The organism is Pseudoalteromonas sp. S1608 (genome assembly GCF_005887265.1).
GTDB classification, from domain to species: Bacteria; Pseudomonadota; Gammaproteobacteria; order Enterobacterales; family Alteromonadaceae; genus Pseudoalteromonas; species Pseudoalteromonas undina.
This window is the reverse complement of sequence record NZ_PNDK01000054.1, coordinates 19,586-44,158: the sequence shown is the minus strand read 5'-3', so window position 1 is coordinate 44,158 and position 24,573 is coordinate 19,586. Positions and strand designations below refer to the sequence as shown.

The 24,573-nt window shown below is 40.1% G+C and carries 19 protein-coding genes; 7 read left to right on the top strand and 12 right to left on the bottom strand.

Translation table 11 applies throughout. From position 1 onward, the window contains the following. Positions 1-16 precede the first annotated feature (16 nt). The 7 genes from ribD to CWB75_RS17585 all read right to left on the bottom strand — a co-directional run bounded on the left by ribD (position 17) and on the right by CWB75_RS17585 (position 8,484). On the bottom strand, positions 17-1,144 hold the full coding sequence (gene ribD / locus CWB75_RS17615) for a bifunctional diaminohydroxyphosphoribosylaminopyrimidine deaminase/5-amino-6-(5-phosphoribosylamino)uracil reductase RibD (RefSeq protein ID WP_138571322.1): 1,128 nt from the start codon (positions 1,142-1,144) through the stop codon (positions 17-19). Positions 1,145-1,146: 2 nt separating this feature from the next. After that, a complete protein-coding gene (nrdR, locus tag CWB75_RS17610) occupies positions 1,147-1,596 on the bottom strand; it encodes a transcriptional regulator NrdR (protein ID WP_010390928.1) in 450 nt (149 codons plus the stop codon). Between the two features lie 106 nt (positions 1,597-1,702). Next, positions 1,703-2,959, bottom strand: coding sequence for a serine hydroxymethyltransferase (glyA, locus tag CWB75_RS17605; protein ID WP_008466843.1), 1,257 nt, complete (start codon positions 2,957-2,959; stop codon positions 1,703-1,705). 268 nt (positions 2,960-3,227) lie between these two features. Further along, a complete protein-coding gene (gene thrC, locus CWB75_RS17600) occupies positions 3,228-4,511 on the bottom strand; it encodes a threonine synthase (protein WP_138571321.1) in 1,284 nt (427 codons plus the stop codon). 11 nt (positions 4,512-4,522) lie between these two features. Then, positions 4,523-5,458 (bottom strand): homoserine kinase, encoded by a 936-nt coding sequence (gene thrB, locus CWB75_RS17595; protein ID WP_008112008.1) that lies wholly within the window; start codon positions 5,456-5,458, stop codon positions 4,523-4,525. A gap of 9 nt (positions 5,459-5,467) precedes the next feature. Beyond that, positions 5,468-7,885: a bifunctional aspartate kinase/homoserine dehydrogenase I gene (gene thrA, locus CWB75_RS17590; RefSeq protein ID WP_138571320.1), complete on the bottom strand. Its 2,418-nt coding sequence runs from the start codon at positions 7,883-7,885 to the stop codon at positions 5,468-5,470. Positions 7,886-8,115: 230 nt separating this feature from the next. Further along, a complete protein-coding gene (locus CWB75_RS17585; RefSeq protein WP_010390921.1) occupies positions 8,116-8,484 on the bottom strand; it encodes a response regulator in 369 nt (122 codons plus the stop codon). A gap of 366 nt (positions 8,485-8,850) precedes the next feature. Here CWB75_RS17585 and CWB75_RS17580 point away from each other — a divergent pair, with 366 nt between their 5' ends. Beyond that, the gene (locus CWB75_RS17580) at positions 8,851-10,617 is read left to right on the top strand and encodes a sensor histidine kinase (RefSeq protein ID WP_138571319.1); all 1,767 of its coding nucleotides are present in this window, start codon (positions 8,851-8,853) and stop codon (positions 10,615-10,617) included. Between the two features lie 63 nt (positions 10,618-10,680). Then, positions 10,681-11,592 carry a recombination-associated protein RdgC gene (rdgC, locus tag CWB75_RS17575; protein WP_010390919.1) on the top strand — a complete coding sequence of 304 codons (912 nt, stop codon included), beginning with the start codon at positions 10,681-10,683 and terminating at the stop codon, positions 11,590-11,592. A 59-nt stretch (positions 11,593-11,651) separates the two neighbouring features. On the opposite strand, the gene CWB75_RS17570 is transcribed toward rdgC, so the two are convergent. Then, positions 11,652-12,491 carry an HDOD domain-containing protein gene (locus CWB75_RS17570; RefSeq protein WP_010390918.1) on the bottom strand — a complete coding sequence of 280 codons (840 nt, stop codon included), beginning with the start codon at positions 12,489-12,491 and terminating at the stop codon, positions 11,652-11,654. A 281-nt stretch (positions 12,492-12,772) separates the two neighbouring features. Between CWB75_RS17570 and CWB75_RS17565 the strand changes: the two genes are divergently transcribed. Further along, positions 12,773-14,473, top strand: a complete 1,701-nt coding sequence (locus CWB75_RS17565; RefSeq protein WP_138571318.1) for a DUF8614 domain-containing protein — start codon at positions 12,773-12,775, stop codon at positions 14,471-14,473. A 61-nt stretch (positions 14,474-14,534) separates the two neighbouring features. Here the strand turns inward: CWB75_RS17565 and CWB75_RS17560 are convergent, their stop codons facing one another. Then, positions 14,535-15,065, bottom strand: coding sequence for a phosphatase domain-containing putative toxin (locus CWB75_RS17560; RefSeq protein WP_010390914.1), 531 nt, complete (start codon positions 15,063-15,065; stop codon positions 14,535-14,537). Between the two features lie 30 nt (positions 15,066-15,095). After that, positions 15,096-15,494, bottom strand: coding sequence for an HIT domain-containing protein (locus CWB75_RS17555; RefSeq protein ID WP_138571317.1), 399 nt, complete (start codon positions 15,492-15,494; stop codon positions 15,096-15,098). A gap of 107 nt (positions 15,495-15,601) precedes the next feature. Here CWB75_RS17555 and CWB75_RS17550 point away from each other — a divergent pair, with 107 nt between their 5' ends. Beyond that, on the top strand, positions 15,602-17,827 hold the full coding sequence (locus tag CWB75_RS17550; protein ID WP_138571316.1) for a S9 family peptidase: 2,226 nt from the start codon (positions 15,602-15,604) through the stop codon (positions 17,825-17,827). A 276-nt stretch (positions 17,828-18,103) separates the two neighbouring features. Next, positions 18,104-19,741, top strand: coding sequence for a methyl-accepting chemotaxis protein (locus tag CWB75_RS17545; RefSeq protein WP_138571315.1), 1,638 nt, complete (start codon positions 18,104-18,106; stop codon positions 19,739-19,741). A gap of 53 nt (positions 19,742-19,794) precedes the next feature. Here the strand turns inward: CWB75_RS17545 and CWB75_RS17540 are convergent, their stop codons facing one another. Both CWB75_RS17540 and dinB read right to left on the bottom strand, forming a co-directional pair. Next, entirely contained in the window at positions 19,795-21,330 is a 1,536-nt protein-coding gene (locus CWB75_RS17540) for a M17 family metallopeptidase (protein WP_138571314.1), read from the bottom strand. 110 nt (positions 21,331-21,440) lie between these two features. Beyond that, positions 21,441-22,496 carry a DNA polymerase IV gene (gene dinB / locus CWB75_RS17535; RefSeq protein WP_138571328.1) on the bottom strand — a complete coding sequence of 352 codons (1,056 nt, stop codon included), beginning with the start codon at positions 22,494-22,496 and terminating at the stop codon, positions 21,441-21,443. Positions 22,497-22,894: 398 nt separating this feature from the next. On the opposite strand from dinB, the gene CWB75_RS17530 reads away from it, so the two are divergent. Both CWB75_RS17530 and CWB75_RS17525 read left to right on the top strand, forming a co-directional pair. After that, positions 22,895-23,326, top strand: a complete 432-nt coding sequence (locus CWB75_RS17530; RefSeq protein ID WP_054202217.1) for an acyl-CoA thioesterase — start codon at positions 22,895-22,897, stop codon at positions 23,324-23,326. A 12-nt stretch (positions 23,327-23,338) separates the two neighbouring features. Continuing rightward, complete coding sequence (locus tag CWB75_RS17525) at positions 23,339-24,391, top strand: aldo/keto reductase (RefSeq protein WP_054202218.1); 1,053 nt, start codon at positions 23,339-23,341, stop codon at positions 24,389-24,391. Positions 24,392-24,573: the final 182 nt, after the last annotated feature.

Sequence of the window (24,573 nt, the reverse complement as noted above, 5' to 3'; positions counted from 1 at the left end):
TCTTTATATAAAATGATTAATGAGCTTTTTTTAGTGCTGTGATACGTAAATCATCACCAATTGGCACACACTCATTAAAAGTTAAATTAATGGTATTTTGCATACTCATTAACTCTGGGAAATTTAGTAAACTTTTAGCATCGCTGCCCATTAATTTAGGAGCAATGTAAAAAACAAACTCATCAATTAAATCAAGTTCTGTCATTTTACCGGCCAGTGTTGCTCCGGCCTCTAGCCACACATTATTAAACTGCAATTGGGCAAGCGTGTTTAACACGGCCAGTAAATCTACTTTATTATTATTTTCAGGTACTTCAATCTGTTTAACAAAATGAGGCCACTGATGCGATTTATCAACCTTGGTGGTAAATATTATCACCTCACTTTGAATTGAAAATAAGGCAAGATCAGGGGTAAGTCTATTTTGTGAGTCAATAACAACGCGAACCGGTTGGCGCAGTGGTAAATCAGTTGGTAAAGAATACGGTAACTCTTCTGGGCGCACATTTAATTTTGCATCATCCATTAATACCGTATCGGCACCGGTTAAAATTGCACAGCTCTGAGCACGATACAGCTGCACATCTTGGCGCGCAGCGGGCCCAGTTATCCATTTACTTTGGCCATTTTTAAGCGCTGTTTTACCATCAATACTGGCGGCCATTTTACAGGTAACAAAGGGCAACCCCTGCTCCATTCGTTTAAAAAAGCCTAAATTTAATGCCCGCGCTTGCTCTTCAAGTAATCCGTAAGCGACTTCTATACCTGCATCCGCTAAAATTTTAAGGCCTTTTCCTGCAACTTGCGGGTTGCTGTCAACCATAGCAGCAATCACTTTTTTCACACCCGCGGCCTTTAGCCCTTCAGCACAAGGCGGTGTACGACCATAATGACTGCAAGGCTCTAGGGTTACATAAGCGGTTGCACCTTTAGCACTTTCACCGGCCTCAGCCAAAGCATTAACTTCAGCATGACCTTGCCCTGCTAATTGATGAAACCCTTCGGCTATTATTTTATTATTTTTTACTAGTACACAGCCTACATTAGGATTAGGAGTGGTGGTAAAGCGCCCTTTTTTTGCCAGCTCAATGGCACGTGCCATATAACGTTTATCATCCTCTGAAAACGAGCTTTGCATGGTCATTACTACTCTCCTAAGCGGGCTATTTCTTCACCAAACTCACGTATATCTTCAAACGAGCGATATACTGAGGCAAATCTTACATAGGCTACTTTATCTAATTTTTTCAGCGCTTCCATAATGCACTCACCTACCAAATGACTAGACACTTCACGTTCGCCAGTGGCTCGCAGCTGCGATTTAATTATATTAACTACTTCGTCAACTTGTTCAGTACTTACAGGGCGCTTTTCAAGGGCGCGAGTTAAGCCATTTAGTAACTTATCTTCATTAAACGGTTCGCGGCTGCCATCTTGCTTAATAACTCGCGGCATGACTAATTCAGCCCCTTCAAAGGTGGTAAATCGTTCGTGACATTCATTACATTCACGACGTCTACGTACTTGGTGTCCTCCACCGACCAGGCGAGAATCAATAACTTTAGTATCTTTGGCGGTGCAAAATGGGCAATGCATAACTGTGTGCTTCCGTTTTAAAAACAAAAATGGCCACTATAATAGCGGCCATTATCATAACAAAAATGTGTGCAGTTGTGATCTAAATTACTATTTTACTCTTGGATTAAGCGTAAACAGGTAATTTTGCACAAATTGCTTTCACTTTTTCTTTTACTTGCGCTTGTACTGACTCATCTTCGATGTTGTCTAGTACGTCACAGATCCAGCCCGCTAACTCTTTTGACTCTGCTTCTTTAAAGCCACGACGAGTGATTGCTGGTGAACCAATACGCAAACCAGAAGTAACAAATGGTGAACGAGGATCGTTCGGTACTGAGTTTTTGTTAACCGTGATATTCGCGTTACCTAGGGCAGCATCTGCATCTTTACCTGTGATATCTTTATCGATTAAATCAAGTAAGAATAAGTGGTTGTCAGTTTTACCTGATACTACTTTGTAGCCGCGCTCTTGTAATACTGCAACCATTGCTTGAGCATTTTTAACAACTTGTGCTTGGTATGTTTTAAATTCAGGTTGAAGTGCTTCTTTAAATGCCACCGCTTTAGCAGCAATAACATGACATAAAGGACCACCTTGGCCACCTGGGAAAACAGCGCTGTTTAGCTTTTTGTAAATATCTTCATCGCCACACGCAGAAATGATTAAACCACCGCGAGGACCGGCTAATGTTTTGTGTGTTGTGGTTGTTACAACGTGAGCAAATGGCACAGGGCTTGGGTAAACACCCGCAGCAATTAAACCTGCAACGTGCGCCATATCAACAAATAAGTATGCGCCTACTTTGTCTGCAATTTCACGGAATTTAGCCCAATCAACAATACCTGAGTATGCAGAAAAACCAGCAATGATCATTTTTGGTTTATGCTCAAGTGCTAACGCTTCAACTTGTGCGTAATCAATTTCGCCAGTTTCTTCGTTAAGTCCATACTGAATTGCGTTGTATGTTTTACCTGAGAAGTTTACGTGTGAGCCATGTGTTAAGTGACCACCGTGCGCTAGGCTCATACCTAAAACAGTATCAAGTGGGCTTAATAGTGCTTGGAAAACAGCGGCATTCGCTTGTGAACCGGCATGCGGTTGCACGTTTGCGTAATCTGTACCAAATAATTCATTTGCGCGGTCAATCGCTAACTGCTCAACCACATCAACGTGCTCACAGCCACCGTAGTAACGTTTGCCCGGGTAGCCTTCAGCATATTTATTAGTAAGTTGAGAACCCTGCGCTTCTAGTACGCGTGGGCTACAGTAGTTTTCAGATGCAATTAACTCAATGTGCTCTTCTTGACGTGATGTTTCTTTGCTCATCGCGTCAAATAACTCTGGATCAAAGTCCGAAATATTCATGCTACGTTCTAACATTGGGGTCTCCTGGGCAACGTGTATGGGTATTTTTTACAGGCTTTATTGTACGCTTAAAACGACTCTTTGCCTACGCTCTTAAGTTGAGGATATTTAAACAGGGATTGAAACTATTTCACAGCATTTTGATGATGATATTTTTTTATAAACTAATAAAAATTTTAAATGAATTTGATTTATTACATTTATTTAGCTTATGCGTTATGCCTAAAGCGATGTATAAACAAACAAAAAAAGCGGCATGAGCCGCTTTTTTTAATGTGTTATTTTAACCAAGTTTAGCAAATAGTTCGCTGCGTAAATCGTCGTAATCATTGTGCATATCAATGGCTAAACATGGTTTTGCAAGCGCATCTGCTAGCGGTTTTGGCATGGCTATTTCGGTATTTAGTACCTCTTCAACGCTTTCTTTAAATTTAGCTGGGTGTGCAGTCGCTAAAAAGATACCTGCTGCATCTGTTGCTTTATTTTCAACAAGCCCTTGGTAGGCAATCGCGGTATGAGGCTCTGCAATATAGCCAAGCTGTTGAATTTTTTTCATCACTGATTTTGTGTTTTGCTCATCCACACTAACAGAATAAAAATTGTCATAACTAAACCAGTTATTATCTAGCATAGTTTGTACTCGCGGCCAGTTATTAGGTTTACTGACATCCATAGCATTAGACAGTGACTCAATAGTGGCATTGGGCGTCCACTGTTTATCAAGCATATAACGTGGCACAGTATCATTTTGGTTTGTAGTCGCGCTTAGTTTACCTACAGGCATACCAATAACAGCACCAATCATAGCTGCACACACATTACCAAAATTACCACTGGGTACTGAAATATGCGCTGTAGCACGCTTTTCTTTTGGCAACTGTGCAATGGCCTCAAAGTAATAACAAACTTGCGCAACTAAGCGGCTAATATTGATTGAATTTGCTGAATTTAAACCAAGTTTTGCTTTTAACTCTTCATCTAAAAATGATTTTTTAACCAACTCCTGGCAATCATCAAAACTGCCTTCAATCGCGTAACAATGAATATTGTCACCGAGAGTAGTAAATAGCTTTTGCTGAGCGAGTGAAATTTTGCCCTTAGGGTATAAAATAACCACATCAATATTTGGCTTATTATAAAAAGCATGCGCGACAGCGGCACCGGTATCACCGGATGTTGCAGTTAAAATAGTGACTTTTTCGCCTTGATTAAATTGCGCTAAGCACTCGGCCATAAAACGGCCACCAAAATCTTTAAATGCCAGTGTTGGGCCATGGAATAACTCTAAGCAATAGGTATTGTCTTCAACTTCCACCAGCTTAACCGGAAAGTTAAACGCATTCTTAACCATCTGGGCAACAGTATCACTTGGTAGCTCATCACCAATAAGGTGCGATAAAATTTTGCCGCTGCGAGTAACAAAGTCCATATCGAGTAATGCATCAACATCACTTAATGGCGCTAACGACTCAGGAAAAAACACCCCTTGATTACGCCCCAGTCCTGTTTTTACAGCTTCAACAAACGACACTTTTTGTGAATATTCTTTTAAATTATGTAATTGCATGACTCTTGATCCTATAAAACATTTAATTGACGCGTGCCGTCGTTATCTAATTTACAAATATGGCAAAAACCTTGCTCGTTGATGTAATTTTCCTCTAGCCACTGCGCGCATTGCTCTGCCGCTTCAAGCGTTTTACATACACTAAACAAGGTCGGCCCTGCGCCTGAAATACTCACCACTTCAGCACCGAGTTCTGGCAAACTAAGTTTGGCTTGATCAAAACCATTTATTAGTGGCGCACGATGTGGTTCAGCAATATTGTCTTGCATAATACAAAGCGCCTCATCAAAACGTGAAGTCAGTAATAAACTGCTAAAAGCCGATAATCGCTGCGCAAACTCAACCCCCGCATGCATACTTAGCTCTTTTGGTAAAACAGAGCGTGCCTTTGCGGTATTGAGCGAAAAGCCAGGAAATGCGGCAACGTAATACCAGTTTTCATCAACAGGTAACGCTATTGATTTATTTGGAATTAAGTCGCCCGTTAATTGTAAGCCACCAAGATAACAAGGAGTGATATTGTCATAATGACGTCCACCGCTTACCAAGCCTTCAAAATCGGCCATTAGCTCTATTAACTCAACTTGGCTTAAATTAGTTTGAGCAAACTTATCCAGCGCTGCAAATGCCGCAACAACAGAGCAAGCACTTGAGCCTAACCCAGACCCTATAGGCAGGTTTTTCTTCAACTCTAATTTTACGGCTGGCATATTCGGTGCTACATGTGTACGAAAATGCACTAAACATTGATACGCTAAGTTTTCATTCGCATCGCTTGGGAGTTTATGGGCGTATTCGCCACTACAAATAAACTCATCACGAGGCGCTTCACATATAGTAACCACATCCCCCAGCAAGCTGCCATCAATCGGGGCTAACGCCGCACCGAGGGAGTCAAAACCAACCGTAAAATTACCAATGGAGGCTGGCGCATAAACTTCAATCATAACCGCCCCCTAGCGTGATAGTGTTTTAAGAATATCGGCAAATACACCCGCAGCAGTTACTGCAGAGCCTGCGCCATAACCACGGATAACAAACGGACGTGGCTGATAGTATTGGCTTAAAATAGCCAGCGCATTTTCACCATCACGAATTACACTTAATGCGTGTGATGAATCTACCGCTTCAATACCTACTTTACAGTGTCCATTTTTAATTGTGCCTACATAGCGAAGTACTTTACCTTCACTCGCTGCACTTTGAATACGGTCCTTAAAGTCAGCATCCAGACTTGGTAGCTTTGCCATAAACTCATCAACATTGTCACCTTGGGCGAAGCCTTGTGGTAGTACAGACTCCACTTCTATGTCGCTAAGCTCCAATTTCATACCTGCTTCGCGGGCAATGATAAGTAGTTTACGTGCTACGTCTGTTCCCGATAAGTCATCGCGAGGATCGGGTTCAGTAAAGCCACTCTCTTTCGCTTTAATTGTTGCTTCAGAGAGTGATAAACCATCTTCAAGGGCACCAAACATGTACGAAAGTGAGCCAGATAAAATACCACTAAATTCAAGTAATTCATCGCCAGCACCAAAGAGTGATTGCAAGTTATCAATTACAGGCAAACCCGCACCTACGTTAGTTTCGTATAAAAATTTACGGTTATTTTTATGCGTTGCTGCAATTAAGTCTTGGTAATAAGTATATGAACTAGTCGTCGCTTTTTTGTTAGCGGCCACAACGTGGAAACCCGCATTTAAAAAATCGACGTATTGCGAAGCCAAGGCATCTGATGAAGTACAATCAACTAGCACAGGGTTAACCAAGTGATTTTGCTTAACAAACTGTTCTACTAATTTTAAATCAAATGCTTGCTCTGATTGCGTTAGTTTTTGTTGCCAATCATCAAAAGCAATGCCTTCACCATCAAGGTGTAATTGACGAGAATTAGCCACACCGTATAGGTTTAATTTAATATTACGCTTTTCAAGCCATGCTTGTTGACGTTCAAGCTGGTTTATTAGCTCTTGACCGACTAAGCCACATCCCAATAAAAACACATCGATTGAAGGCACATGAGTGAAAAAGTTTTCATGACAGATTTTAACCGCGTCATTACACAACTCACCATCAATAACCGCAGAAATAGCGCTTTCAGTTGAATCTTGCGCTATGGCAACAATGTTTACTTGTGCTTGAGCAAGCGATGCAAAAAACTTAGCAGCTAAGCCTTTATGTGCGCGCATGTTATCGCCCACTAGCGTTACAATTGCTAAATTACGTTGCACATTTACCGGCTCAATTAAGCCTGCTTTTGACTCTAAGTCAAAGGCCACTTGCAACGCATTCAACGCTAGATTTAAATCACTTTCATGAACACAAAAACTGATGCTAAATTCACATGATGATTGAGTGATCAGTACGATTGACACGTTATCATGCGCTAATGCATTAAATACTTTCGATGCCATGCCCACTTTGCCCTTCATACCAGGGCCCGAAACGGTCAACATAGCTAAGTTTTGTAGGCTTGAGAGTGCTTTTACTGGTTCATCAGATACCGTATCGTTACTAATTAGTGAGCCTTGCGCATCTGGGTTATGAGTGTTTTTAATTTCGCATGGCACTCCAGCTTTTGCACACGGTAGGATAGTTTTAGGGTGCAACACTTTAGCGCCAAAATAAGAAAGCTCCATCGCCTCTTTGTAAGATAGGAAGTCAACCTTAGTGGCTTTTTTGATATAACGCGGATCGGCGCTGTATACACCATCAACGTCAGTCCATATTTGACACACTTGCGCTTCTAAACACGCTGCAGCAATCGCCGCTGAATAATCAGAGCCATTTCGACCAAGTGTTGTGAGCTCACCTTTATCATTACTTGCAGTAAAGCCAGGCATAATGTAAACCGTTGCTGGCGACTCTTTTAGTACCGCTTGAAAACGGGCTTTACTGGCGACTAAATCGGCTTCAGCGTCTATGTGTCCACCCGTTGAAACAATACAGTCTATTGCTTGTAAATAATGCGCGTTATGATCGGCTAGTAGGCTTTGCATTAGCGATACGCTAACACGTTCACCAAAGCTAATAATAAAAGCCCTGATTTTATCTGGGCAACACTTAATTAGTGCAACCCCATCAAGCTTATTTTTCAATTCGTTAAAGTCCGGCCAGTTTTGAACTGTTCCTTGTCTTTCCTCTACAGCCGCTTTTAAAGCATTGCAGCGGGTAACAAGTGCATCCCACAACGGGTTGAAATCCTGCCCCTGCTCTGCGGCACTAGCCAACGCAACAAGCGAATCTGTCATACCGCCAGGCGCTGAAAGCACCAGTAACATTTCATCTTTTAATTGTGCCTTAGCTAGAGCAGCTACTTGCTCTAAGCAGGCAAAGTCAGCGAGCGATGAGCCACCAAATTTTAAAACGCGCATTTTTTATGTTTCCTCATTCCATAAAACGAAAAAAGGCCTGTGTTCTAAGTGAACACAGGCCTTTAAATTTGTTGCACCGACCTATGCCACTATCCAGTAAGAATGGTGGTTGTAATAATAATGGTCGTTACAAGACTAAATGTTTTCATAAGCTTAAGACTGCCTTAACAAAGGCTATTCTGTCAACCCTAAATTAGAAGATAAAACAGTCTTTTTCATCATGAATTTTATTAATAAATGCCAAACTTATGCAAAACGTCGTTAAGTTGAATTTTATTAATAGGTTTATGAATGAAATCAATTGCACCAAGTTGCGCTACCCGCTCTCGCATTTTTTGTTGAATGTCAGCAGAAATTACCAATACATAAGTTTCTATTTTATTTGCTTTAACTTGCTCAAGTACTTCAATACCATCCACTTCAGGCATGGTTAAATCGAGGCATAGAAGATCAAACTGCCCATGATGCAACTGCTCCAAGGCTTCCTTACCATTTTTTGCCTGTTGAATATCGGCATCTATGCACTCATTTAAACAGCGGACCACTTGTTTACGAGCAACGGTTGAGTCATCACAGACTAAAATAGAAAAACGCACCATAATGACTATTTAATTAAACTCATATAAAACACCTAAACCCACGCTAAAATCAATTTGCTTGCTCAGTCAGCAAAAAGTAAAGAGTATAACCAACATAACTAGCGAGCAGGTTATTTACTGTATCTTTTACTAACGTTATCAATAAAATGCATGAATGCACAATACAAATTAGCAAAATAACTCTACCTAATTTACAAACAAGCTGGCTAACACACTACGCTTTATTGTTAAGTTCATGAGGGAATCCTTATTTAAGAGCCTAAAATAACAATATAATAAAATATATGTTTATTTTTAATGATTTATTAACTAATGTTTATAAGCGTACATTAACAGCTGAATAACTAAAGGAAATACAAGTCCCTCATGCCGCAAAAAAGTCTCTCAACAAAGTTACTCACACGAGTTTTATCAGTTTATTTTATACTGACTTTTGTGGTGACCTGCGGACAAATCTTCGCAGAGTATGTTAATACCAAAGATTACATACGCGATGAGCTCGGCACACTGCAAAAAACATTTGGTAGAAGTTTAACCCGAGCAATTTGGGAGCTAAATATAAAGCAAACCACAACAACCGCAGAAGGATTACTTGATATACCTATGGTTGAAGGAGTTATTATCCGTGATGATAACGGCGCTATTATTTCTCAATTAGGCCGTGCACTAAACATTCATAACCTTTACAGCCAGCAACTTGTCCAAGAAGACGTCATGGTAGAGGATACTAAAGCCGGCTTGTTTGGCTATACATTTCCGCTTATTTTTGAATTTTCAGGCCGTGCCACTCAGGTAGGCGATGTGACTTTATTTTCTAGCCGCGACGTGATCTTTAGCCGCATCATGCTCTCTATTTACTTTTTAATTGGCAACGCCATGATTAAAACCACCTTTTTAATCATCTTGTTTTTAATCGCATTTAGAAAGCTATTAACTGAGCCGCTCACACAACTCACTGAGCAAATTGAATATCTTGAATTAGAAGAGCTCGATGGCCAGCACGTTAAAATTGTCACTGATGAAAATAACGAACTGAAAGTAATGGAACGCTCTTTTAACAATTTGATCTCTAAAGTTGTTGAGTATAAAAAAGAGTTAAAACAAACCCAGCATGACCTAATCGAAAGTAATCAAAAACTAGATCAACAAAACTTACAGCTTGAACAAGATGTTGCGCGAAAAACATCAAACCTAAGCCAAGCTATGATCGATCTGCAGCAACAAAAATATGAACTCGAACGCCAAAAAGCAGTATTAACAGAAGAAGTTGACCTACGAAAGCAAACAGAGCAAGAGCTGCTAAGTAAACAAACCCAACTACAAAACTCACTCGATGAACTAAGCTTTGCGCAAGAGCAACTTGTTGGCTCAGAAAAAATGGCAGTATTAGGTGGTTTAGTTGCTGGTATCACTCATGAAATTAATACCCCTATTGGTATTGGCGTAACCGCGACCTCATTTTTGCAAGAGCGCTTAACTGAAATAGAAACTGCATTTAAAAATAAATCGCTATCTTCCTCGGCACTGGAAGGCTTTATTAATGATGCAGCACAAAGTGCTCAGCTACTCTCTCACAATTTAGAGCGTGCTTCAGACTTAATCACCAGCTTTAAACAAATTGCAGTTGATCAAGCCAGTGAGGCGCTAAGAACCATTAACTTTAAAGATTACATCAATGAAGTTATACGTTCTTTACATCCGCAAATTAAAAAAACATCCCACAGTATTCGCCTGCACTGCCCGGATGATTTAATTATTAATTTACCTGCAGGGGTGATCAGCCAAATATTTACTAACTTAATTATGAATTCATTAGTGCATGGCTTTGAAAATATAAATAGTGGTCAAATCACCATAGATGTAAATACCGATGAAAGCGACTTAGTTATTAATTATCAAGATAATGGTATCGGTTTAAAACCAGCTCAACTTAAGCGTTTATTTGACCCATTCTTCACCACAAAGCGTGATGAAGGTGGCAGCGGCTTAGGTGCTCACATTATTTTTAACCTTGTAAAACAAACACTCAATGGTAAAATTGAAGTCAGTAGCGAACCTAACCAAGGGTTACATTACCGAATTTCGTTCCCTAAAAATATGTCATCCCCCCTGCCACTTTTTAAACTCGATTAGCCGTTTCTAGAAGCGGCTTTTATTGCTATGATTGCACAAATTTTTTAAATGGATCATTTCCCTATGTGGTTTAGTAACCTTATATGCTATCGCTTTAAACAAGACGTTTCGTACACTCAAGAAGACTTTGACAAGGCGTTAGAACAAGATCTATTTCGTCCATGTACTGGCCAAGAGTTGGCAACATTTGGCTGGACAAAAGCATTTGGTAAACATGGTGAAACTTTGTCTCACTTTTCACAAAAAAGCATTTTAGTCTGCGCCAAGCGTGAAGAGAAAGTGTTACCGGCATCTGTAATAAATGAGCTTGTTGCAGAGAAGGTTGATCAGATTGAAGCTGAAGAAAATCGACCAGTAAAGAAAAAAGAAAAAGATGAATTAAAAGAAAACATCTTGCACACGCTACTGCCACAAGCATTTAAAAAGTCGAGCCTACAGTTTGCGTTCATAGACCAGGAAAATGGTTGGGTTGTAGTTAATAGCGCAAGCTTTAATAAAGCGGAAGAGCTTCTGGCGTTACTACGTAAATCATTAGGTACGCTACCCGTTGTTCCTGCGTTTGCTAACTATGATTTAGATGTGTTTTTAACTGACTGGCTTACTAACTTTAGTACTCCAGAGGGCTTTGCGATTGGCTCTGATGCTGAGCTTGAAGAAGCGGATGACAGTGGAGCCCAAGTTAAGCTTAAAGGCCATGACTTAGCGTGTGACGAAGTAAAATCGCACCTTGAAAGTGGTAAACGCGTAACTAAGCTTGCCTTGGATTGGCAAGAACGCGTTAAGTTTATGCTACAAAACGATGGTTCAATTAAACGTTTAAGCTATAGCGAAACACTTAAAGAAGAAAATGCCGATATTCCTAAAGAAGATATGGCGGTTAAACTAGACGCTGACTTTATTCTTGCATCTGAGGAAATAAAACAGCTTCTTGAAGAGCTTACTCAAGGCTTAGGTGATGCAGACGATTTAGCGTAAAAGCTTTATTAAACAAATAAAAAGCACGATACTAATCGTGCTTTTTATTGTTCAAAAATTTAGCTAAACATTTCTTTTACGTCTTCAACCATATGCAAGTATTCCTCACTCTCTAACATTTCTAATGAAGGAAAAATGCCTTTATCAATATAGGTTTGTAGCGCCGCAGATTTATCTGATACTTGTAGGGTTCCCTCAAGGATTGCACCAATGCGAATAAAGTCGATATAACTCACTTCAGTAGAGCGATAGTTAACATCAGCCCAGTGCTGTGCAACCTCTACAAACACATCAGGGAATTCCCATGCTTTCATTATTGAGCCACCAATTTTACCGCTTAAACGTTGAATTGCATGCGCTAAAAAACTCGGATTGGCAAACACTTCTGGGTGTCGCTCAGCCTCAGTTAAAATCGGTAACACCCCAATATTATAAACCAATGAAGCTAGTGTAATGGCATCACGGTTAAGCGAAGTGTGAGTATTTCTTTTTAAGTAAAACTCCATCAATGAAATAGAATGCGAGGCCACATGCAGCGTTTTTTGCCACGCCTTGCCCATGTATCCCTTTATTAGCTCATTATTAGATACAAACAGCTGCTCCATTGCCATGGCTGTAGCTATATTTTTTATTTGCCTTAAGCCAATACGTGTCACTGCTTGATGTAAGTTAGACACCTTTACAGCACGACCCATAATGGCACTATTTGCTACTTTAATCATTCGCGCAGACAGTGCAGGGTCATGTGCTATTGCATCTGACATTTGCATCAAATTTACATCTGGATTGTCAGCGGCTTGACGAACCTTAATCGCTACCTCTGGTAACGTAGGTAACACCAGTGTGTCGTTGTTAATTCTGTCAACCAAAATTGTGAGTAAGGCATTTTCTGTAGACATAAAATATCCCTTTGCTTAATGACCTACACTTTACAGCAAGTCTTATATTATTAATTATTTCAAAGCTTAGCAGTACTAAACATATACCCAAAGTAGAAAAAATTGTAGATAATTATTGATTTTTTACTAGTGCCTCACTGATTTATGCGCACTAACGCCTAATACTTGCTATTTGCTAGTGGGTTTTGCTTTAATGCAAACATGCTAAGGCACATTAACACGCTTCAGTACCTTAACTTACAGTATACAAGTTATAAAATAGACTTTTTAAAGGCAATATAATGATCTTAAATAAAATTAGCCAAGCAATACTGCTCTCTGGCATCGTTTTTCTTAGTGCCTGCTCTGAGCAAGCACCGTCTTCAAGTAATACGCCGCAAAGCTCAGCGCCAACGGCTTCTCAAACGCCTTCTGGGCCAGCGCTTGTTAATATTGACCGTCAACGCTTAGACATATATACAGACTTTAGTTTACAAAGTGACTTATCACACTTGTCTGACAATCAAAAAGCTATGGTAGCTAAACTTATTGATGCTTCAAAAATTATGGATGATTTATTCTGGAAGCAAGCATTTGGTAAAGATAAGCAAGACTTTTTAGCACAACTAGATGATGAAAAAGTACGTCAGTTTGCTGATATTAACTATGGCCCATGGGATCGCTTAAACGGCGATGAAGTATTCTTATCAGGCTATAAAGAAAAGCCGCTTGGTGCAGGCTTTTACCCAGCCGACATCACCAAAGAAGAGCTTAATAACGCTGATGTAAAAGATAAAACAGGGCTTTACTCACTGATTAAACGTGATGAACTAGGCAACTTATACAGCACTCCTTATTCAGAAGAATATGCCGTAGAGCTTGCTCAAGCTGCTGAGTTACTTAGAGAAGCCAGCAAGCTAGCCGACGACAAAGAATTCGCCAACTACCTAAACTTACGAGCTGACGCAATACAAAGCGATGACTTCCAAGCCTCTGACTTCGCTTGGATGGATATGAAAAATAATCCAATTGATGTGGTTATTGGCCCAATTGAAAACTACGAAGACCAATTATTTGGTTACCGTGCTGCCTATGAATCGTATGTACTAATTAAAGATTTAAAATGGAGCGAACGTCTGGCTAAATTTGCTGCCTTTTTACCTGAGCTGCAAAAAGGCTTACCTGTTGATAGCAAGTACAAGCAAGAAGTACCAGGATCAGATGCTGACTTAAATGCCTATGATGTTGTTTATTATGCTGGGCACTCAAATGCTGGCAGTAAAACCATTGCTATTAATTTGCCCAATGATGAGCAGGTGCAATTAGAAAAAGGCACACGTCGTTTACAGCTTAAAAACGCAATGCGTGCGAAGTTTGATAAAATTTTAGTGCCTATCTCAGAGCAGTTAATTGTGCCAGAGCAACGCAAACACATTACCTTTGATGCATTTTTTGCCAATACCATGTTCCATGAAGTGGCTCACGGTTTAGGGATTAAAAACACCTTAACGGGTAAAGGTACCGTTCGCCAATCACTTCAAGAACACGCTAGTGCTTTAGAAGAAGGTAAAGCCGATATTCTTGGTTTATACATGGTTGAACAGTTACTTAAAAAAGGTGAGATCACTGAAGGGAGTTTAGAAGATTACTACACCACCTTTATGGCGGGTATTTTCCGCTCAGTACGTTTCGGTGCCTCAAGTGCACATGGTAAAGCAAACATGATCCGCTTTAACTTTTTTGCTCAAGAAGGTGCTTTTTCCAAAAATGAAGATGAGCTATACAGCATCAACATGGATAAAATGGGTGATGCCATGGCAAAATTATCGCGCCTTATTTTAACTCTACAAGGTGACGGTGATTACGAAAAAGTAGATCAACTTATTGCCACTCATGGCGATATTAAAGCGGAACTTGCTAAAGACTTAGAAAAGTTAAGCAAAGCGAACATCCCTGTAGATGTGACCTTTAAACAAGGTAAAGATGTGCTTGGCCTTGATTAACAAAAGCTAATTAAATAAAAAGCGTTACATTGTAACGCTTTTTTATTACTTATCAGTATGCTTATTTGTCATTCACCACTTTGCGTACAACCGGCTCAAGGCTTGCCATTCCCCACTGCTTACCGATTTCAATCGCAGACTCTATATCTGTACCTTGCTGGTGGGCTGAAATAGCCATTAACGCGCCAACACGGTTGCTACTTGCACAATGAACAACCACCGACTCACCTTTAAGTTGCTCTAAAAGATTGGCTAACTGCTTTGCATTATCAGTGTTTACGTCTTTTGCACCCGCAATCTCAATTGCGTGGTAGCTCATTCCTAAAGAGTTGACTAACGCGCCTTCATCCCAGTCTTGCTCATCTGCTGCACGTAAATTAATAACATGCTTTACCTTGGCTTGCGATAATTGCTTAAACTGCTCTTTAGTCGGTTGCGCTGCTGAAAAAACCAGGTTGTTATGTGCTGCAAAGTTTTTAATGCTAACGTTATTTACCACATCCGTAGCTACCGGCTGCTCGCTCGCTATTACTGTTGAAACAGCAATGGCTGCTATAAATACACTTGTGCAGAGTTGTTTTATTAATTTCATACTATCTCCTCAAAGTAACCCATTCTGATTTTAAAAATGCGTTTTTAATTGCTCTATCTGCTCATTAGTATAAGGGACACTTGGGAACTTGCCCCATACCGGCGCAGGCCATGCAATATCTGTTTTAAAACGCGCTATATGATGAATATGTAATTGCGGTACCATATTGCCAAGCGCGGCCACATTTAACTTATCAGGATTAAACACCTCAATTAATAAATGACTGAGCTTAGCCGACTCCTGTAAATAAGTAATTTGTTGCTGCTCGGTTAAATCTATTATCTCTTTTAAACCCGCTATTCTAGGAACTAATATAAACCATGGGTATTGGCTGTCATTTAGTAGTAATACCTTACAAAGAGGCCAATCGGCCAGTTCAATACAATCTCTTGCCAGCTCTGGGGCTAAGGTAAATGATGTTTCGCGCATGTTAAATCCTTAGGTTATTTTACTTCACACTTTATAGCATTTAGTTGCAGTTGCACACGCTTGTGCTTTACCATCGGGGATAATTTTATGTAAGTAAAGGCAATCCTGTGTTAAAAAAACTAAAACACCTCTCACTGGCAATACCCCTGATGGCGGGCGCATTAAGCGTTCAAGCAAAGCCGTTAACGCTTGAGCGTATATTTGATGATCCAAGCTTAGCTGGCAAATCTCCGGTACAACTTAAGTTTTCTCCCGATGGTAGCCGTGTTACCTACTTACAAGGTAAAGCAGATGACTATAACCGCTATGATTTATGGGAATATAATTTAAAAGATAACACCAATCGATTGCTCGTTGATTCAGCGCAATTATTTTCAGGCCCAGAAAACCTGTCAGATGAAGAAAAAGCACGCCGTGAACGCCAGCGTATTTTTGGTAAAGGTATTCTTGAATACAAATGGTCAAAAGATGGTAAAGCGTTATTATTCCCTCTTAATGGCGACCTTTATTACTTCGACTTAAAAACAAAAAATAGTAAAAAGCTGACTAACACTGAAGCATTTGAAACCGATGCGCGCTTTTCTCCAAAAGGTAATTTTGTGTCGTTTGTTCGTGAGCAAAACCTCTTCGCATTAGAACTGGCATCTGGTAAAGAAATTCAATTAAGTAAAGATGGCGGTGGCGTTATTAAAAACGGTATGGCCGAATTTGTGGCGCAAGAAGAAATGAGCCGCATGACCGGTTATTGGTGGGCAAATGATGAATCTAAAATCGCCTTTACTCGCGTTGATGAAAGCCCTGTTCAAGAAGCGATTCGTAACGAAATTTATGCTGATGAAGTAAAGCTATTTAATCAGCGTTACCCATTTACTGGCACTAACAATGTTGACATTCAACTTGGCGTTGTAAAGCTTAATGACCAAGCAGTTGACTGGGTTGACTTAGGTGAAAATAAAGATATTTATATCGCTCGTGCTAAATGGTTAAACGATAGCAACACCCTGTCTTACCAGTGGCAAAATCGTTCTCAGCACAATTTAGAATTACGCTTTTACAACAGTAAAACAAAACAGCAAACCGTCGCATTAACTGAAAAAAGCGATACTTGGATAAACCTACATTTTGATCTTGAGTTTTTAAAAGATAAAAAACATTTTGTGTGGGCCTCGGAGCGAGATGGATTTAAGCACCTTTATTTGTACGGTAATAATGGCCAACTTATTCGTCAAATAACAGCTGGTGACTGGGTTGTTGATAGCTTAAAAGGCGTAGATGAAAAAAATGGTATAGTTTACTTTGCAGCGCGTAAAGATACTGCGCTTGAAAGCCACTTATACAGTGCGCCTTTATTTAAAAAAGGGGCAATTAAGCGCATCACTGAAAAAGGCCAATACCACAATGTTGTACTGGCTAAAGATAACAAAACCTTCATTGACACTAGCTCATCGGTGAATAAGCCAAATTCAGCAGCGCTGCGCAAAATCAATGGTGAGTTTATTACGTGGCTTGAAGAGAATAAACTAGACGACTCTCACCCGCTAACTCCCTTTTTAACCGATTTAGCACAGCCTGAGTACGGTACTATTACCGCTGAAGACGGCCAAGTTATGCATTACCGTTTATTTAAACCTACAAACATGGCTAAGGGTAAAAAGCACCCAGTTATTGTTAACGTGTATGGCGGCCCTCATGCTCAGCGAGTAACTAATAGCTGGCGTAGTAAAAACTTATACTTTCAATATATGGCGCAACAAGGTTATGTTATTTTTCAACTAGATAACCGCGGCTCTTACAATCGTGGTAAAAAGTTTGAAGATGCAATATATAAAAATTTAGGCGTTGTTGAAGTAGCTGATCAGATTAAAGGCGTTGAGTTTTTACGTACACTTGATTACGTAGACCCTGCACGCATTGGTATTTATGGTCACAGCTACGGTGGTTATATGGCGCTAATGACCATGTTTAAAGCAGGCGATTACTTTAGTGCTGGTGTTTCAGGCGCACCTGTAACTGACTGGGCCTTATACGATACTCACTACACCGAGCGTTATTTAGGTCACCCTGATACAAATGCGCAAGGTTATACCGACAGTGCTGTTTTCCCATATGCTGAAGGCCTTAAAGGCCCATTAATGATTTACCATGGTATGGCCGATGACAACGTGTTGTTTACCCATGCAACAAAATTGTTTAAACAGCTGCAAGATAACAATCAACAGTTTGAAATGATGACTTACCCAGGCTCAAAACATAGTCTTCGCGGTAAACAAGTTCAAACTCATTTACATCAAACTATTACTAACTTCTTTAACCGTAATTTTAATACAAATTAACTAACGTTAGGTTAATTATTCGACTAAAGGCTGATACAAGTATCAGCCTTTTTTTATGCAAATAAGATATATTGAAACGTCAACAAACAATAATTAAATCCATTTAAGCATAGAGTAACTAAAAATCTAAGCCTGAGCGCGCAACTTGTATTGTATTTAAATTAACCGCTAACAACTAAATATAAAAATTCAATATTATGAAAATAAAGCTCTATTAGCCTATATTTTAACTATGCTTATTAAAGAGAAGTAATGCTCTTATACAGGAACATGTTTATGCTAAATCTCCGTCGTTTTACTATATTTCAACGTCTAGCCATTTTAGTAGGGATTGTAATATTTGGTTTAATTGTATTGAGTATTTCGAGCTTGAGTAACCAATACCAAGCGCTCAAAAACGAGCAATACCTTAAAACTAAAAATGTGGTAGAAACTGCATATAGTACTATTAAGCACTATGCAGCCCTTGAACAAAACCAAACTCTTACTCGCCAACAAGCACAGTCTCAAGCAATCGCCTCAATCCGCTCATTGCGCTATGATGACACTAACTATTTTTGGATCAATAATTACCAGCCGGCGATGGTAATGCACCCAATAAAGCCAGCTCTTGAGGGAAAAGATTTAACTAATAATAAAGACCCTGATGGCACCCCGTTATTTGTTGAGATGGTTAGCGTTGTAAAACAATCCGGCGAAGGTTATGTGCCTTATAAATGGCCAAAGCCCGGTAATGACAACCCCGTAGATAAAATTGCGTTTGTTAAAGGTTTTGATCAGTGGCAATGGATAATCGGCTCGGGAGTTTATCTTGATACCATAGACAGTGCCTTTTCGCAGCAGCGCACTATCATCATTATCAACGTTGTTATTATGATTATTGTGGTGGTGTTATTTAGCTACTTTATTGGCCGAAGCATTTTAACGCCGACTCGTTTAGCAGCGCAGATGATGAAAGATATCTCTCAAGGTGAGGGGGATTTAACTCGTACTCTCAACGAAAATGGTAATGATGAAATATCTCAACTTTCGAGATCATTTAATTTATTTGTCTCTAAAATTAGAGAGTCTTTAGTACTAGTTGCCAAAAGCGCAAACGATGTAAACGAGCATGCCCATGCTGTAGATGATTCTAGCAAAACCAGCCAGTCGTTTATTGAGCTTCAAAACGACAGTAGCACCCAAGTAGCCGCTGCAATGGAGGAAATGACTCATCAAATTCATGATGTTAGCCGTAATGCCGAAGCCGCTGAACAAGCCGCAAATGATACTGCCAGTAATGCATCAACGGGCAAAAATGTGGTATCTAAAACGATTATCGCCATTGAAACCCTCTCGAGTAATATAGAAACCGTAAGTAAAGTAACCGCTGATCTTGCTCAAGAGAGTAATAATATTGGCTCGGTGCTTGATGTAATAAGAAGCATTGCAGAGCAAACTAACCTGTTGGCACTCAATGCAGCCATTGAGGCTGCACGGGCAGGTGAGCATGGTAGAGGCTTTGCCGTCGTAGCCGATGAAGTAAGAACCTTAGCAAGTCGAACAGGTAAAAGCACCGATGAAATTCAAGCCATGATAGCTAAACTGCAAGAAGGCGCTAAAGCCGCAGTTGAGGCGGTAAAATCTAGCCAAGAAATTTCTATTTCTACGGTTGAACAAGCCTCTTCGGCAAACACATCACTGGATGAAATAGACAGGTTAGTATCGGTGATCACCGATATGAACGGCCAAATTGCAAGAGCAACAGAGCAGCAAACATCGGCCGCAGATGAAGTAAACTTAAGAATTAACGATCTTTCGCAATCAACGGAGCAATCATTAGGTAATACTAAGGATTTAACCCTTGCCAGCGACAAACTCAAACAAAGCAGTGTTGAATTATCTAGCGTGGTATCGCGCTTTAAGCTTAGTTAACTCAATTAAAAAAGCCCTGATTTTCAGGGCTTTTTAGACTTATTTATAGAGAATTATAAACAGTAGCGGGCAAATAAACTGCTTACTGAGGCCGCAGTTGGTTTACCATGTTGCCAATCACCACCTTCAACACCACTACCGGCAATATCCATATGCACATAAGGAAGTGGTAAAGTAGTCTCATTACCATGCTTATCTAACCCGCCTACCACAGCTAAAAATGCCATTGGGAATTGATGACCGCGCGCTGTGACGGCAGAAGCCGCATTATTACTAGAAAGCACATCATCGGCTAAAGTGCGTGGTTTTATAAAGTCATAATCTTCACGACGTGAACGTGATACTTCAGCACCGTCAGCCCATAAATCACCACAATCAGCTAATTGACGTGAAATATTAGCACTACGTGCTGGCCCATTTTCTACATAAGCACCATATGGTCCCATCGCACGTGCAGCATGCCCTGTTAAAGTAGCCACAGTAAACAGCGTTGGGTTTATTTCGTTTACAGCCAAATCTTTCATTTCACTAAGTAAATCACCCATCGCTAGACGCCCTTCGGCATCAGTATTACCAATGCGCACTCGCACACCTTCACGGCTAGTAATAATTTCATCAGGAACAAAACAATCTGAACCAATTGAGTTACGTACCACTGCTAAAAAGGCAATCACTTTAACGCCTTTAGGCTGGTAATCAGCAACTGCTTTCATAAATCCAGCCACAGAAGCCGCACCACCTTTATCTCGACTCATACCTGCCATGTAGCCGCCTACTTTTAAATCTGCACCGCCTGTGTCATAAACTAAGCCTTTACCAACAAACATCAGTGTGCGCGTTACTTCACCCTCTGGTACATATTCAAGTTTAACAACGCGTGGATGATGACGCTCTACTGCATAAGATGCACGAGCAACAGTACTTAGCATCGGATAGTGTTTATCAATGGCAGCCAAGTCATCAATCACATCAACGCTCACTGCGCTATTATTAAATAGTTCGCTACAGTAATCAGCAAAGCGTGGTGGTGCCATACGTTCAGGCTCGGTACCACATAAATCACGTGCAGCATATTGTCCAGCTGCTAATGCATTGACTGCTTTAATCGTTTGCTCATTGGCATCAATTAAACCGATTTGAGTAATTGGCTCAATACCATGACCATGAAATTCACGTGCTTCAAGAGGCTGCCATAATGCTTGGCATGCGCCTAAATAGGCCACTTCTAGTGCGTATTGGTAACGGCTGTCGGTATTTAAAGCAGGTAAGTAAATAGCGGGGTTAACACTGCCTGACGCTTTAGCCTCGTTAATGGCTAATTTAGCCGCATCAAAATAGCGACGTACATCATCATAATCTCTATTTAAAGGGCCTGTAGGGGCTAATACAACACGTTTACCGGCAATTACTAGCAAGGTAACTTGATTACCTATGCGAGAGTCTACTTGAGCTTGATTTAAAATTGCATCGCGCAGAGGCGTATTTGGTATGTGAGAAAAGTCATCGCTGATAATAATTAGTGCATCGTGTGATGCACAATCTAGGCTTGCACTAACTGGCTGAGCCAGCACTGCTTTTGGATATGCCATAAAAAAGGATCCTGTTAGAAAACGTAGCCCCTATTATTATTTATTTAGCAATTTATAACCAGTAAACTGCGGTAATCTGCATACTTACTGGCAACCTAGAGTTACAGCTTTTACACGTCTAAAATACTCAGCTGTAAATTATGCTCTGGTTGGTTTTTAATACCAACACCAATTCCTAATAAACGCACAGGTTGTTGTAATCCGCGTTGATAGGCTTTGGCGAGTAACTCTTTAAAAATAGCCGTGTTTAATTGATGATTCGCTTGATCTGCTGAGGTCACAACAAAATTAGCAAATTTAACTTTAACACTTAACTTGTTAATTTTATTTTGTAGCTGCTGTTTGTTTAATCTAACCTCGAGCTCACCTAACAGTTGCGGTAATTGCTCCAAGCACTCATCAAGACTATTTTTGTTGTATTCATAAGTATGCTCCACGCTCAATGACTTACGAATCCGCTCAGTTGAAACCCGCCCTATATGCTCCCCCATACATTTTTGATATAACGACACGCCAAAATTCCCCACATGTTGCTGCATCCAATTAGCCCCTTTTTCGCGAACATCTTGGCCCGTGTACAACCCTTTTAAATTAAGCTTCTCCAAGGTTACCTTACCCACTCCTGGAATTTTACCTAGTGGTAATTGGGCTAAAAACGAGTCAACTTGCTCAGGCAATACTACAAATTGGCCATTGGGTTTATTTTCATCGCTAGCAATTTTGGCTATAAATTTAATTGGCGCAATCCCCGCAGAAGCGGTCAGCCCTGTGGTATTAAAAATATCGGTGCGGATCTGCTCAGCAATTAACGTTGCACTGCCTTTAAATGCAGTACTGTCGGTAACATCTAGGTACGCTTCATCAAGTGAAAGAGGCTCTACAAGATCAGTATAGCGGTTAAATATAGCGCGGATTTGAGTTGATACTTGTTTATAAACAGCCATTCTTCCGGGCACAATAACTAAATCGGGGCAAAGCTGTTTGGCATGATAGTTAGACATAGCAGAGCGCACCCCATATTCTCTGGCAATATAATTAGCGGTAGAGAGCACTCCACGGCGACTGTTACCGCCAATTGCCAGCGGTACACTTGCAAGCTTGGGGTTGTCGCGCATTTCAACGGCTGCATAAAAGCAGTCCATATCTATATGAATAAACTTTTTCATCACACAATAACAACTGTTTATTTATACAGCCATTATTGTGGAATCGCTGCTAATTAGCAAGCTTGTTGTTATTTAAAAAGAGCGCCTATTTTTCTTGGGCTTATTAAAACAATACATCCAAAATAAAATTTCTAAAGAAAAGCCTAATAAAATCAAAATAATTGCTCCTGCCTCATTACCCATAGCGTAACAAGTAAACGACGCTATAAAAACGGTGCATGCCAATAACCAATTAATTATATTCTGCATAGTTATCTCCTTGTGTGTTAATAGTTACTATAGTCATGAATTCAAAGAGGTACAATTTTAGCCCTAGAATTTTTGCCAACTATAATTCCCTTGAGCTCATCCGACCATGTTGCTAATCTAAATACTTTAAAACCAAGAGCTATAAATACATGGAAACGTTTAAACAACAACACCCTATTCATACCGACATTACTGTAGCGTGGGGCGATATGGATGCCCTACAGCATGTTAATAACTGTGTTTATCTTCGTTATTTTGAAATAGCCAGAATCGACTTTTTAAATAAATTAAATTTATTTGATACTATCAATGCTAAAGCCACTGGCCCTGTGATCAGTGAAAATAATATTCGCTACAAACGCCCTGTGACGTTTCCTGACACATTAAGCGTAGGTATTACTATCAGTGATATTAAGTCAGACAGATTTATAATGAATTACAGTGTATTCAGTCATGCGCAAAATGCGATAACAACCACTGGCATGTCAAAAGTGGTGATGTTTGACTTTAAAACAGGGCAAAAAGCCACGATCACAGAACCTTTGTTATCGGCTTTAAAAGCAAACTCTGAAAACGAATAATTAGGATTAGTAATGCAATATAGTCAATTAGGCAGTAGTGATATTAGTGTTTCTAGGGTCTGTTTAGGTAGTATGACCTGGGGAGTACAAAATACCCAGCATGATGCTGATGAGCAAATAGCCTATGCTCTTGACCGTGGTGTTAACTTTATTGATACGGCAGAAATGTACGCAGTTCCTCCCTCTCCCGATACTTATGGTAAAACTGAGGAAATTATAGGGAATTGGGTCGCACGTAATTCACAGAAACGAAAAGACATTGTTATTGCAACTAAAATTGCCGGTAATGGGCTTTCATGGATCCGTGATGGTGGTGATATTACTCGCCAAGCTGTTATTGATGCAGTTGATCAGTCTCTAAAACGCCTACAAACCGACTATATTGACTTATACCAATTACATTGGCCAAATCGCCGCACTCCTCATTTTGCAAGGCAATGGCCTGGCATGCTTAAATTTACTGAGGTCGATGCAAAACAGCACACCGCTGACATGCTTGATATTTTAGAGGGTTTAGATGCGTGTGTTAAAGCGGGTAAAATTAAACACTGTGGACTTTCTGACGACACCCCGTGGGGGATTAGCCAATTTTTAAATTTAGCCAAAGAGCACAATTTACCAAAAATGGTGTCTATTCAAAATGAGTTTAGTTTAGCGCATGCGAAAGATTGGCCTTATTTAATAGAGCAATGTGTGCATGAAGATATTGCTTATTTACCTTGGTCACCTTTAGCTGCTGGACTATTAACGGGTAAATACCTAAATGGAGCGCGCCCTGAAGGCTCTCGTTGGACATTTATGCAACGTAACGGTATTTTTAGAGATACGCCACAATCACAAAAGGCGACCAAAGAGTATGTTGAACTTGCCCATGAACACAACATGACACCAGCACAATTAGCGCTAGCGTGGTGTAATCAAGTGGATGGCGTTACCTCATCTATTATTGGTGCCACTACTATGGCGCAATTAAAAGAAGACATTGATGCATTTGAGCTAACTCTTAGCGACGATGTACTTCTAGCGATTGATACCATATTCAGAAATAACCCAATGCCATACTAGGGCTTATTAATTTTTGGGGATTTAAGTTTGTTCTATATAGGGCGATTTAATCACGGCAAGAGGTTTTAAGCCTAGCAGGTGATCAAAAACAGCAAAGTATAAATACGTTTCAATGAAATTGATGCTTTGCTGTTCTTTATGTTTATTTTTTAGGCATCACTAGTATAATACGCAACAAATTT